12 protein-coding genes, 1 CRISPR repeat array and 1 other annotated feature are annotated in these 13465 nt (G+C 31.8%); of the genes, 6 read left to right on the top strand and 6 right to left on the bottom strand.

Going from position 1 to position 13465, the window contains the following annotated elements; genetic code table 11:
- The first annotated feature begins 206 nt into the window (after nucleotides 1–206).
- Genes istA (QO263_RS16395) through QO263_RS16385 form a run of 3 tightly spaced genes read left to right on the top strand, consistent with a single transcriptional unit; the run spans nucleotide 207 to nucleotide 2950 of the window.
- A complete protein-coding gene (gene istA / locus QO263_RS16395) occupies nucleotides 207–1703 on the top strand; it encodes an IS21 family transposase (RefSeq protein WP_285622927.1) in 1497 nt (498 codons plus the stop codon).
- Nucleotides 1700–2509, top strand: a complete 810-nt coding sequence (gene istB / locus QO263_RS16390; protein WP_285622924.1) for an IS21-like element helper ATPase IstB — start codon at nucleotides 1700–1702, stop codon at nucleotides 2507–2509. Before istA (QO263_RS16395) ends, istB (QO263_RS16390) begins: the two co-directional genes overlap by 4 nt.
- On the top strand, nucleotides 2510–2950 hold the full coding sequence (locus tag QO263_RS16385) for a hypothetical protein (RefSeq protein WP_285622922.1): 441 nt from the start codon (nucleotides 2510–2512) through the stop codon (nucleotides 2948–2950).
- Between the two features lie 171 nt (nucleotides 2951–3121).
- Nucleotides 3122–3680: direct repeats of the CRISPR family, unit length 30 nt; unit sequence CCTTTAATAGAACTAGAGTAGAATGTAAAG.
- A gap of 64 nt (nucleotides 3681–3744) precedes the next feature.
- Here the strand turns inward: QO263_RS16385 and istB (QO263_RS16380) are convergent.
- The 3 genes from istB (QO263_RS16380) to istA (QO263_RS16370) are packed head-to-tail and all read right to left on the bottom strand — an operon-like array spanning nucleotide 3745 to nucleotide 6037.
- Complete coding sequence (gene istB, locus QO263_RS16380) at nucleotides 3745–4488, bottom strand: IS21-like element helper ATPase IstB (RefSeq protein ID WP_285623712.1); 744 nt, start codon at nucleotides 4486–4488, stop codon at nucleotides 3745–3747.
- Nucleotides 4476–4847 carry a hypothetical protein gene (locus QO263_RS16375; protein WP_285623710.1) on the bottom strand — a complete coding sequence of 124 codons (372 nt, stop codon included), beginning with the start codon at nucleotides 4845–4847 and terminating at the stop codon, nucleotides 4476–4478. Before QO263_RS16375 ends, istB (QO263_RS16380) begins: the two co-directional genes overlap by 13 nt.
- A complete protein-coding gene (istA, locus tag QO263_RS16370; RefSeq protein ID WP_285623707.1) occupies nucleotides 4829–6037 on the bottom strand; it encodes an IS21 family transposase in 1209 nt (402 codons plus the stop codon). The genes QO263_RS16375 and istA (QO263_RS16370) overlap by 19 nt, the downstream gene beginning before the upstream one ends.
- Nucleotides 6038–6934: 897 nt before the next feature.
- Here istA (QO263_RS16370) and QO263_RS16365 point away from each other — a divergent pair.
- On the top strand, nucleotides 6935–7669 hold the full coding sequence (locus tag QO263_RS16365; protein ID WP_285623705.1) for a M48 family metallopeptidase: 735 nt from the start codon (nucleotides 6935–6937) through the stop codon (nucleotides 7667–7669).
- Between the two features lie 386 nt (nucleotides 7670–8055).
- On the opposite strand, the gene QO263_RS16360 is transcribed toward QO263_RS16365, so the two are convergent.
- Both QO263_RS16360 and QO263_RS16355 read right to left on the bottom strand, forming a co-directional pair.
- Nucleotides 8056–9432 (bottom strand): tyrosine phenol-lyase, encoded by a 1377-nt coding sequence (locus QO263_RS16360; RefSeq protein WP_285623702.1) that lies wholly within the window; start codon nucleotides 9430–9432, stop codon nucleotides 8056–8058.
- Nucleotides 9433–9600: 168 nt separating this feature from the next.
- Nucleotides 9601–11163: a sigma 54-interacting transcriptional regulator gene (locus tag QO263_RS16355; RefSeq protein WP_285623699.1), complete on the bottom strand. Its 1563-nt coding sequence runs from the start codon at nucleotides 11161–11163 to the stop codon at nucleotides 9601–9603.
- 298 nt (nucleotides 11164–11461) lie between these two features.
- Between QO263_RS16355 and QO263_RS16350 the strand changes: the two genes are divergently transcribed.
- A complete protein-coding gene (locus tag QO263_RS16350; protein WP_285623696.1) occupies nucleotides 11462–11662 on the top strand; it encodes a hypothetical protein in 201 nt (66 codons plus the stop codon).
- Nucleotides 11663–11672: 10 nt separating this feature from the next.
- Here the strand turns inward: QO263_RS16350 and QO263_RS16345 are convergent, their stop codons facing one another.
- Nucleotides 11673–12194, bottom strand: coding sequence for an ECF transporter S component (locus tag QO263_RS16345; RefSeq protein WP_285629335.1), 522 nt, complete (start codon nucleotides 12192–12194; stop codon nucleotides 11673–11675).
- 297 nt (nucleotides 12195–12491) lie between these two features.
- Nucleotides 12492–12725 (top strand) — a binding site (T-box leader).
- A gap of 127 nt (nucleotides 12726–12852) precedes the next feature.
- Between QO263_RS16345 and QO263_RS16340 the strand changes: the two genes are divergently transcribed.
- Nucleotides 12853–13368, top strand: a complete 516-nt coding sequence (locus tag QO263_RS16340) for a tryptophan transporter (protein ID WP_285623694.1) — start codon at nucleotides 12853–12855, stop codon at nucleotides 13366–13368.
- Nucleotides 13369–13465: the final 97 nt, after the last annotated feature.

Genomic DNA, 13465 nt, shown 5'->3' with positions numbered 1-13465 from the left:
TTTATCGCAATGCTTTATTATTGATTTACAATTAAAAGTGACCACTAATTAACAGATAAAACTGACCACCAAGTGGATAAAATTCAAAGCATCTAGCCAAAAATTTTAATTCGTTTTCTCATAATTTTTTACGCCCAAAATTGACCACCTAATATAAATAATATACCATACTTTTGTAGTATTTACGAAAGGTGGTCAAGGAGGAAGTGAAAAATTTGAGAGAATGGGCAGCAGTACAGGAATTACATAAAAGAAAGGTTCCCATACTTAAGATTGCAAAGCAATTAAATATGTCAAGAAACACTGTTAAGAAGCTAATAAAGCTAAAGGAGGAGCCAAAGTACACTAGAGTTCATTACCCTTCCAAGGTTGAATCATATTTAGATCAGATATTAATATGGCGTACTTCCACTGAATACGACTTCAATGGCACAAGAATCTTTAGGGAGTTAGTTAAAAAGGGCTATGATGGTTCAATTAATCCAATTTACAGAGCCTTAAAGAAAATTGATGAAGGAAAGACTGAGATCTCACGCGATGCAACTGTTAGAATTGAAACACCTCCTGGAGATCAAGCTCAGTATGATTGGTCTGAGTATCAGATTGTAGTAACCGAGAGAGTTAGAACTGTCTACTGTTTTAGCATGATACTAGCAGCAAGTAGAAAGAAGGCAATATGTTTTTCATTATCTTGTGATTCTGAAGCAATTTATGAAGCAATACAAGAACTCTATGATGATTTGGGTGGCATTACACTAGAGCTTTTGATTGATAATCCTAAGACTCTTGTAATAGAAAACAACCCTAAGAGTGAGGATGAAATAAAATTTAATGAGCAGGCGCTTCTTTTGGCTGCACATCTTGGTACAGAGCTTAATGCCTGTAACTGTTACTGGCCTAGAACCAAGGGCAAGATAGAAAAACCATTTCAATATATAGAAGAGCAATTTATCAAAGGAAATACATTTTCTTCTATGGAAGAGCTAAATAAAAGAGGAAAAAAATTTATCAGGGATTGGAATGGAGAAATGCATACAACCACAAGGCGAATCCCTAATGAATTCTTCGAAAATGAGGAAATCCAGGCACTATTGCCACTACCAAACACTAGATTTAGAATGAAAGCCCTTGAAAAAAGAATAGTAAGCAATGATGGATATATACACATAAATACTAATAAGTACAGCGTACCAATAAAATATGCTACAAAACAGCTTAAATACCGCATTGTTTATGGATTTCGTATAGAAATATATACAGAGGAACAAGAATACATAATGTCTCTTGAGGTTCAGGATGGTAAACATGGGATCTTTAGAAACCCTGAACATTATGAAGATATTAAAGTCAAAGCTAATAAATCTATTCCACAGATAAAAAGAGATTTTACGAGTACATTTAAAAATGGAGAAGCATATTTAAAGGCTGCAACCGGGTTGTTCCAACAACCTAGTTATCATGCCAGAAAGATATTGGAACTATTAGATCTTTATGAGCCTGAAGTACTGGATAAGATAATCGCATACGCAATCGCTAATAACAAGCTTGATATTAAGTCAATAAAGCAGCTGATAAGGAATGACTTCTTTAAAATCATAGCAGATGATACTAAAACCAATGAAGCTATCGAAAGTACTGATACTGAGGGCATCATAAGAAGCCTAGATTACTATGAGGGAACTAGAGAGGTAACAGCATTATGATAGCAGGTACTGCGAAATATGACGACAAATATATCCGCGAAATGCTAAAACTCTTCAAGCTTGTTGATATACGTGAAAACTATCAAAGCATCATAGAAGAGGCCATAAAAGAAAAGCTAGGATACAAGGATTTCTTAATTAGGCTGATTCAAGTTGAAGAAGAAGGAAAGAAAAAAAGACTGACAGAAAGGTTAACGCTTAAGGCAGGATTTGATTTTATCAAAACCTTAGATGACATAGAATACGATTTTAATGAAAGCATCAGCTATCAAAAGGTTAAAGAACTAGGTACACTGTCATTTATGGATCGAAATGAAAATATCATTATCATTGGTCCGCCTGGAGTTGGTAAAAGCATGATTGCCACTGGAATTGGAATAAACGCCTGTAATGCTGGAAAAACTGTCATGTTTATTAACGCAAAGGAATTAATGGACAAACTATCAGAAGCGGTTAAGAAAGATACTTTAAAACAGACGTTAAAGGCTTTAAGTAAGGTTCAGCTCCTTATCATAGACGAGCTTTCCTACGTCAAAATGGGCAAAGAAAAAGAGAGCATATTTTTTCAGGTTATCCGGCAAAGATACGAAAAAAGCTCCCTAATCATAACAACTAATCTTCCCTTAAGCAGATGGGATGAAATATTTACTGGTCAATTAGCAGCGACCGCAATACTAGATAGATTAGTCCATCATTGTCATATCCTTAGTGTAACAGGAGATAGTTTCCGTGTCAAAGGTGGGAAATATCTAGCAGAACAAAAAGAAACTAAATCTAGAAAACAAAGTACTAAGGAGGGAAAATAGATGTCTAAAGTGCGTAAATATGATTACGAAAAAATAGCAAATATATATAATGAATCAGGTAATCAGGCTGCAATGGAATATATTAGTGAGAATTATGGAAGTAAAGCTCCTAGGGGTGTAATAATGAGAATTAAGAACTCTCCTGGGTTTAGTTTCGATTCCATAAACAATAAGATAATAACTTCCAGTACTTCAGAAGGAGAAATCTTTATGGGAATAGAAGAATTATGTAATAAAAAGGTTGAAAACGAAATATCAATCCGTAAAACCGTTTCTGTTAATAGCATAGAAGATATTACTCTTGAATTCCTATACAAAGACCTCATGCAAGAGAAGCTAATGGAATTAAGTAAATATATTAAGCTCAACCGATATTCAAATACGGTTATTATAGATAAAACAGCACTGAAAATGGATGGCTATCAGATAACTATAAACTAGTTATAAAGTGGTCAATTTTAGACGTAAATAAATGATACAAGTGGTTAATTTTAAGTGTAAAAGCTTAAAATTGACCACTAAGAAAATACAAAAATTATATATAAACGATTATTAGATTTGATGGTCAAATTTATTCGTAAAAAGTGGTCAAAATTACTTGACAATCAACACCCTTTAATAGAACTAGAGTAGAATGTAAATAAGCTAGAAGACTATATTTAAATCAACACGTTGCATCCTTTAATAGAACTAGAGTAGAATGTAAAGATTATTCTATTAGAATTTATAAATGAATCATATTGTCCTTTAATAGAACTAGAGTAGAATGTAAAGATATGTAAAGAAACAGCAGATTTTACTGGCATAGACCTTTAATAGAACTAGAGTAGAATGTAAAGGGTGTACCACTGTATGTACGACCTTGTGGAGTATCTTCCTTTAATAGAACTAGAGTAGAATGTAAAGGTTACTTATCAAGTTACAAAACCTGCGTGTAGATTACCTTTAATAGAACTAGAGTAGAATGTAAAGACTAAAGCTAATTTATCGCAATGCTTTATTCTGTATCCTTTAATAGAGCTAGAGTAGAATGTAAAGATAGCTAATATTTACATACACATATACACTAAATGTTCCTTTAATAGAACTAGAGTAGAATGTAAAGAAAGGACACTACAATATTTTTAGTAGGTGATTACATCCTTTAATAGAACTAGAGTAGAATGTTGTTACTGGCAAGTGTTTTTGGAGAAATTTCGGCAAATAATTTTACTGAATTTTTCCCAGTTTGAACATTAGAATAATGACTTTCTGTGTTCTAGTCTATAGCTCTTGCCAGACATGCTAAAAAGCTCACATCTGTATGTAATTCTGTCTAATACTGCTGTTGTTAAAGCAGGATATCCTAATAGCTCTGTCCAATCTTCTAAGCCTTTATTAGATGCGATAATAATTGAAGCCTGTTCATGAAGTGCCGATACTAACTGAAAAAATAGATTTGCTTCTTCTCTTGTTATTGGAAGGTAACCTAGTTCGTCTATTATTACAAGGCTTGAAGATAGTATTCTATTCATTTTTCCTTTGCTCTTTCTTGATATTTCGTGTGTTTTTAGTACGTGCATCAGGTTATCCATTGTTACAAAGCTAACCTTATACCCTATTTCTACTGCTTTATATCCTAATGAAATTGATAGATGCGTCTTTCCTACACCTGGAGGGCCTAGGAAGATAAGATTATACATCCTATCTATCCACTCCATTTCTAATAGCCTATTTATCTGTTTCTTTGTTATAGATTTTTGAAAATCTAAGTCAAAGTCTTCTATTTTCTTTATTACCGGAAATCCTGCATTCTTTAATCTTCTTTCTTGTGCTTTTTTATCTCTTATTTCTATTTCATTTTCAAGTATTTTTATTAATATATCTTGATATGAGTAATCGTTTAAATCAGCTTCCTCAATAATTTTATCTGCGTTAATTCTTAAGTAATTCAGGCTAAGTTCTTTTGCATGTTCTTTAATTTGCTCTAGTTTATCCATGTCTTTTTATCTCCCTTCAAAGCATTTATATATTCATCAATGTTTCTGATCTCTGGTTTTACATCTTGGTACTTTGAAGAGATGGATAGATTTGCTTTATCATATTTCTTTTCTGAACCTGTTTCTTTTTTTATACTCAAATATTCTAGTGTATCTTTAAACATTCCTGCACTAAATAGCTTTCGTTTTACACAGTATTCTACTGCTTGTCCTACTAGCTTTTCGTCATAATCCTTTACTACTGATATTATTAATCCAAACTGATCTCTACAATATCTCTCTTTTTCTTTTCGTATGTTATCTAATAGCTCTTTTGCTTCATCTGTCATTCCAAGAGCCTTTAGGGCTTTATCATACATTTCGTCTCTGGTTTTCTTTTTTCTCTTTCTGGATGATATATTTGAATTAGCTTGCCCTTTTGATTACTGATACTGTGAGTTGCAATAACTAATTCAGTATCTAAATCGACTATATTCATCTTATTATCATTTATTATTAGTTTAACTTCTTTACCTGGTCTGTATGTGCCTTTTGGAACCTGGTATCTATTTTGTTTGTATGATATGGTATTGTTTTTTCTAACGGTATAGGTTAAACTATTATTAAGTTGAATATTTTCAAACAGGCTAGGTACTTTCTGTAAGTGTTCCTTTTCCAGAGTAAACACTTCTTTAGGTACCTTTCTTGTTATTTCATGTACTTTAGCATTACCAGTTCTATCTAACCATTTAAGTGAGTCTTCATTTAGTAAATCAATATCTATAAAGGCTCTATGCTTTGCAAAGTTATATTTTGCATATTTGACTACTGCTTCTATTTTTCCTTTGCTTTCTGGGTCAAAAGCTCTGCATAGCCTAGTCTTAAATTTCATGCTACTTATGTAGTTTTGAAACATTTCAGTGAAGATAATATCTCCATGGTTTTCTGATACTGCCAAAATCCTATCTTGGTCATATACTATTTCTTTTGGCATGCCTCCAAAGTATTCGAAAGCTTTATTATGAGCTTCTATGAATGATAGGGTATTAAAAGGCTTGTCTCTCCACCATAGAAATTTATATCTTGAATGAGAAAGTACCATTGCAAAACAATATGCTTTAATTTTTGAGCCATCACGCTTGGATAACCAAGTTTGACCTAAATCTACTTGTGCTTGATATCCCATTGGAAGCTCTGGAATCTCCTCGTACTGCCTTGCACAAGGAACTTTAGGCAGTCCATGTTTTTCTCTTAAATCTTTTACATAAAGTCTTAATGTTCTATCACTAAAATCCACTTCACCATACCTTTCTCTAAGCCAATCAAATATTTGAGCAGTTGAAATATCTCTAAATTCCTTTATCCAAGATAATATTAGCTCCATATATTTATCAACCTTTTTACTTCTACTCTTAGCATCCTCCTTTAGTTCTGCATATTCTTCATAAGACATGTTCCAGTATTTATCTACTGTTTTGTAGTTAATATTAAGAAATCTACTTACTTGAGACTTATTGAATCCTTTTAATTTATACTGCTTAATTTCAGCAAACATATTCCATCCCTTCAAGCTGTATTCCTCCTCTGATAAAACATATCTTTAATTTTATCAGAAGATAAGGTATTATTGTATTAAGTTGGAAAATATTCTCCGTTTTTGTTTGCCATAATTCCTCCCTTTTATTATACCAGTCACAAATGTAAAGTCAGTAAGCTTATCTGGTTTAAACACTTCTCTTTCCCTTTAATAGAACTAGAGTAGAATGTAAAGTCCCATCTTTCATGATGAGCTCTTATTATGTTTTTACCTTTAATAGAACTAGAGTAGAATGTAAAGTTGGAATAACTGATAAGCAACTAATCATTTTTTTAGTCCTTTAATAGAACTAGAGTAGAATGTAGAGTGCGGTAAGCGGTTTTTCATGCTACCTTGGTAAAGACCCTTTAATAGAACTAGAGTGGAATGTAAAGTAAACTGTAATATTCAGCATAAAATCATACAAATTCCTTTAATAGAACTAGAGTAGAATGTAAAGTACAATATTGGGAAAAACGCTTATGCTTCCAATCCAACCTTTAATAGAACACCATAACATTGGATGTATTTAAATAAGCATATTAGAGAACTTATATGACGCAGGAGCTGAGATAAACCATAACATTGGATGTATTTAAATAAAAGCAGAAAATACAATAGAAATATTAACTCTGTGATAAAGCCCCTTTAATAAGCTTCAAGCACCTTCAACCTTTTAATAGAGCTAGAGCAGAAAATTCTTAATACCATATACTAATAAATTCATCAAAAATTAAGGCAGATATTGACACTACTGCTCAGCTTAAAAATATAAGTCTTAAAAATATAATATATAAAATAGTCTAACCTACCAAGACAAAACTTCAAAATTACTGATATAATATTCTAAGTATCAAACTTACAAATTTTAAGCTAACAGGTGATTGTTACATGGAAAACAAAAAATATTTACTTGAAACCCAAAATAGTGCCATTTATTATAGCTTAATTAGGACCAAGCGAAAAACAATTGGGATAACTGTAGATATAAATGGCGAGGTTAAAATATCTGTACCTTTACGTATTAGTGAAAATCAGATTGCAGAAGTGGTAGAGAAAAGATCAAACTGGATTTTAAAAAAGCTACGTGAGGTTCAGGAAATAAAGAAAAATGAAGTTTTTAAGCAATATGTAAATGGAGAAAAGCTTCTTTATCTTGGAAAAGAATATGAACTTAAAGTAGTAGAGCAAGAGCTATATGAGGATAAAGTGAGAGTTCAGAGTGATATAATAACAGTATATTTACCTCAAGGGCTGGAGGGAGAAAATAAAAAGCAAATAGTAAAGGAAGAGCTATTAGAATGGTACAAGAAGTGTTTTGTTGAGATTATAGGTAAGAGAATAAAAAAATATTCTTTAGAACTTGAGTTAGCACCACATAAAGTGGTTATTAAAGATCAGAAAACCATATGGGGAAGCTGTAGTTCAAAGGGAAATATTAATTTAAACTGGAAATTAGTCATGGCACCTATCTCTATAATTGATTACGTAGTTGTGCATGAAATGTGCCACTTAAAGGTTATGAATCATTCAAAAGATTTTTGGGATGAAGTAGGACTTATGATGCCAGACTATATTCAAAGGCGAGAGTGGCTAAAAATAAATGGTCATAAGTTAAAGCTGTAGTTTTAGATCTTTTATAATGAGTTATGCTAAGGAACTAACAATATATATATAATATTAAAAACGTACTGATGTTGAGGTTTATCATATTCGACTGTTAAATTGTCATTTCTTCTTTGATTTAAATACATCCAATTGATACTTTAATGAAAGTCTCTAGGCAAGAAATTTATTCTAGAGCTAGATAAAAAGATGATTTTATAACTAGCAAAAAAGTTGCTTTAAAGAGAATAGCTTCCACAAGTAGGCTAGTAGCTGATTTATGGGATAAGAAAAGCTAAAACACTCCAAGCTTTAGAAATTGCTAGTTCTAAACCTGGAGTGTTTACATATTAACTATTATTTATTATCTACAGAATAACTCTTGATTTAAAAGTTGATTAAAGGGATTATATATACTCAAATTTACCAGTGAAGAATCTTAATACTGGTGGTTCATAAGAGAATTTAAGACCTTTAATTTCATCTCTTCTCTTATAGGTATTGATTATAGCTTCTGCAACATAGTCTAAATGAGCGTAGCTATATACTCTTCTTGGTATAGTAAGTCTAACTAATTCAAGGCTTGGGAAGTATTCTTTACCTTCCTTATTTCTACCAGCTGAAACATTTCCTCTTTCCATAGTTCTAACACCTGATTCAATGTATATTTCAGCTGCCAAAACTTGAGCAGGATATTGACTTTGTGGAATGTGAGGTAAAAACTTCTTAGCATCTAGAAATACTGCATGACCTCCTATTGGTTTAACAATAGGGATTCCAGCTTCAATTAATCTATTTCCCAAATATTCAACCTGCTCTATTCTATGTTTAATATAATTATAATCTAACGCTTCTTTTAGTCCTATGGAAAATGCCTCCATATCTCTACCAGTCATGCCTCCATAGCTTGGCATACCTTCATAAACCACTACTAAAGCAGCCGCTTTATAGTATAGGTCTTCATCATTCATAGCCAGGAATCCACCGATGTTTACTATACCATCTTTTTTACCTGACATTGTAGCTCCATCAGCATAGGAGAACATTTCTTTAACTATTTCTGCAATAGTTTTATCTTTATATTCTTCTTCTCTTGCCTTAATAAAGTAAGCGTTTTCTACATATCTTGTACAGTCAAACATGACTTTAATACCGTGCTTTTGAGATAACTCATGAACTTCTCTTAGGTTTTTCATGCTTACAGGTTGACCACCTGCTAGATTTACAGTAACTCCAACACATATATAAGGAATATTTTTCGCTCCAACCTTATTAATTAGATCTTCATATTTCTTAATATCTATATTTCCTTTGAAGAGCACATCCTCTTTATCGGAAATATGTGCTTCATCTATTATTACATCAACAAATGTGCCGCCATTCATTTCCTGATGAGCTCTTGTAGTTGTAAAGTACATATTACCAGGGATATAAGTTCCGGGCTTAACTAATACTTGTGATAATAGGTTTTCTGCACCTCTTCCCTGATGAGTAGGTACTACGTGTTTAAATCCCATTATGCTTTGAACAGTTTCTTTAAGATGTAACCAGTTGTCACTACCTGCATAAGCTTCATCACCCATCATAAGTCCTGCCCATTGTCTATCGCTCATAGCATTTGTACCACTATCTGTAAGCAAGTCTATATAAACATCTCGTGAATTTAATAAAAATGTGTTATAGCCTGCTTTTTTTATAGCTTCAACTCTTTCTTCCTTTTGTAGAATTCTTAACGGCTCCACCATCTTAACCTTGTAAGGTTCTGGCATGTATTTCTTATCCATTATATATTCCTCCTTATTATCAAGTTACACATATATAAAGCAATATTAATGCCAAGAAAATATAATAGATAAAACTTGAAAATTACATGCTTGCAGATAAAACTTTATTCCGTATGTAAACATATTTTACGAATATTGTAAACAATATTTACATATCGTAAAAACATTTTACAAAAGATTATAATTCTTTAGCTTATTTATCACAGTTGTGTGGGATATACCAAGGGCTTTAGCTATTTCTCTTGAGGAGTTAAATTCCTTACTAGCATTTCTAATATATTTATATTCGATGTTCTCTATTATTCGTGGTAGATTTACTGGAAAATTAGAATCAGCTTTACTTTCATCAACATTTTTTTCTGTTATATTTGAGCCTTCATTATTTATCATTATATGGTTTATCTCTATTTTATCCTTTGCGAATATTATTGCTCTTTCTATAATGTTTTGAAGCTCTCTTACATTACCCTGCCAATGGTGGTTTAATAATTTATCTAGCGCTTCGTCTGTTATCTGGATATTCTTTTTTCCCATACTTTCTGATAAAACTTGAATAAAGTATTCTGTTAAAACAGGAATATCTTCTTTTCTCTTTCTTAAAGGCAATATTTGAACTGGTACTACATTTAATCTATAATACAAGTCTTCTCTGAAGGTACCCTGCTGTACCATGTCCTGTAGATCTCGGTGGGTTGCGGATATTATTCTCACATCTATGGGGATTTCTTTTTCTCCACTTACACGGCGTATGTGTTTTTCCTGTATAGCTCTTAATATTTTTCCTTGTAAATGAATTGGCAAATCCCCTATTTCATCTAGAAAAATACTGCCGCCAGTGGCTAATTCAAAAAGTCCTTGCTTACCTGTTTTGCTGGCACCTGTAAATGCATTTTTCTCATATCCAAAGAATTCACTTTCAAGTAAAGTTTCAGGTACAGCTGAGCAATTAACAGCCACAAAAGGTCCATTGCTACGTGTGCTATTTTTATGAATAGCTCTAGCAAATAATTCTTTTCCAGTTCCGCTTTCTCCTAATATTAGAACATTAGATTCTGTTTTTGATACTAGTTTAGCTAATGAGATAGTGTTTTTTATACTATCTGATTCTCCTATGATATCATCAAAATCTACCATAGAGGGTCCAGAAATAGTTTGTATTAGCTTTCTAACCTCCCCCATTTCTTTAAAAATTAAAAGAGCACCAAGTTTAATACCTAAGTGATTTTTTATATGCTTTATATTTAAGATTAAATTTAGCTTCTTATTTCTAATTTTTGTACATACTTCAATGCTGTTTTTATCATCTATATCTATATTAGGGTCATAAATTTCTTTTGGAATTATAGAATTTATGTTAATGTCTCTTTCCAAATGTGTTATATTGAAAAGACTGGCAGACTTTGAATTAAAATATTCTATATTTCCTAGTTTATCAACTGCAATAACTCCATCAGTCATACTATTAATAATTGTCTGTAGCTTCATGGCTAATTTTTCAGAATCCATCATATCTATTTCTGTTACATCTAAGATTTCTTTAATTTCGCCTTTAATCCAATTTTGAAGCTGGTTAAAATTAATATCTTCACACTCAATTTTTATAGATATATAGGGTGGATGTATTTCCATAGTAATAATGTTTATATTTTTTGAAGCCAAAGCAGATAATATTTCGTTCGCCATACCTACCCTGTTTTCTTCTACTAAAAATCTAATTTTTTTACTATTCAAAAGACTCTCCCCCTAAAAATTATTCCTAATATTATTATAGCATGTCCATAGGACAATAAAATAGTACGTGAAAAGCTTAATTTTGATATAATATTTTTTTAGTTATACTTAACTGAATAGGCAGGATTAATAATGCCTGATTATGCTGAATGGTGAGAATAGTTAAAAGCAAAGGCTATGATTGTGGACTGTAATAATGAAATATGATATACAATAATAATATCAATGTTTAAAACACTTAAAAATGATGAATAAATAGAAGAGAATACAGTTAAATGAAATTGACAGGAGGAAAAGTATGGGCTATAAGATAAATGAGGCAGTTACTTGGCTAGGGAAAATACATTGGGATTTTGGACAAGTTTTTGGAAAAAAGCTATCTAAGCGAATTGGAACTACATATAATTCTTTTTTAATTAGAGATGAAATAAATTTATCAAAAATACGGGACTTACTACAAGCAATCAAGTGGCTTGTAGTAAGTCTCTTTTTCACCTAAACAATTAATTTTATATGTGACTATGACTTTTTTCATTAGTTAGTTTAATAAAATTAGCTGCAGGTGATTTTTGAAGTATGTTTATAATTACATATGAAATGAAGGCATCGGCATAATGATGAAGTATAGTTCCAACCCCTGTAATTATAAGTAGATTATAAGCATTGAATTCTATAAATGGCATCACTACAAGAACTTCAAGTAATCCATGCAGTGGGGCTGTAATAACAGATACTTTTCCAAATGACATCCCCTTTCTTATGAGCTTTGACCCGGCTAATCCAACGAATACGTGCATAAAGGCCCTAGCACCAATTAAAGGGCCAAGATTTAGAAAAAATCCAAGAGCAGAACCAAGACCAGCCATAATTGCTACTTCAGGACCTAGCAGCATGGCTATAAACATAGGTACATGAGAACCAAGTGTAGCTGAAAATGGCGGTATTATTACTTTAAAAAATACTGCAAAAGGTATAACAATTGCAAGTGCTGTCAGTAAAGCTGCCATTGCTAGTTTTTTTGTATTCATGATGCACACCTCCTAATATTATTCAATAATAGAATAGCAGGTGTATATACAATTGTCAATACCAATGTAAAGTCTGATTGGAATATGAAGTTTAAAACGTCAGAATTTAAACTTGATAGATTAAAATATTGTTTTTGTACGGATGAAATCATTATCCATCAATATTTAATAGATCAAAACCATATGTTTTTTAATTTATTAGTATTTATATGATGACTATTTCTGTCTATGAAATTTATTATTACAATGAAAAATCATTTGACTATTCAAGGCTCTAGTGATATCATATTAATAATTTAATCCATTCCGTTGATAGGGAATAGTAGTTGAATGTTTAGTCATAGAGAGCTGGTGATGGTGGAAATCTGGCACGATATATTCGATGAATGGGCCCTTGAGGAGTAGTGTGAAATAAATGTTTAGATTAGCACTGCCGTTAGCCGCACGTTACAGCGGATAGGGTATGTTAGTACTTGAAGAGAGGTGTACTTTACACAATTTAGGTGGTACCGCGGATATTATTCCGTCCTATTATATAGGACGGATTTTTTGTTTTTTGATTTAACAAATACAGAAGGGAGTGATGGTGATGTGAAGAGAAGCTAGTGTCAATAGTATAAGAATAAAAAACAGAAAGAAAAATCGAAGGAGAGTGTTTTTAATGAATATGAAAAAATTTGTATTAAATTCTTTACTACTTGCGATTGGAGCTCTTTTGCATCAGATTACTCCACCATTAGTGCTTGGTATGAAGCCAGACTTTTCGCTGGTTATGCTCTTTATAGTAATATCATTAAATGAAGATTTTAAATCCTGTATAACATCAGGCTTAGTTATTGGGATATTTTCCGCACTAACAACTGGTTTCCCAGCAGGACAATTACCTAATATTTTTGATAAGATAATTACTACAACTATAATATATTTCAGTATTAGAGCTTTATCTAAGCATATTAAAGATCAAGTATTGATGATAATCATAATATCCTTAGGTACTTTAATAAGTGGAGTAGTTTTCCTGTCTTCAGCAGCACTTTTGGCAGGGCTTCCAGGAAACTTCAGTGTATTATTAATTTCAATTGTCATACCTGCTGTCCTCATAAATACAGTAGTGGGCATGGTTTTATATAATGCTGTAAAAATCAGTATTAAAAGAAGTAACTTTAAAATAAGCTAATAGGTGGTGCCTGACAGTTAAAAGATCGATGCTGTCAGGCATTTAATTTATTTTGGAAACGGGATAATATACATAAACTTATTGCTAAACTATAGGT

The sequence above is a fragment of the Proteiniborus sp. MB09-C3 genome (assembly GCF_030263895.1).
Taxonomy (GTDB): Bacteria; Bacillota; Clostridia; order Tissierellales; family Proteiniboraceae; genus Proteiniborus.
The sequence above is the reverse complement of the archived record's forward strand: the minus strand, read 5'-3'. Positions and strand labels throughout refer to the sequence as shown.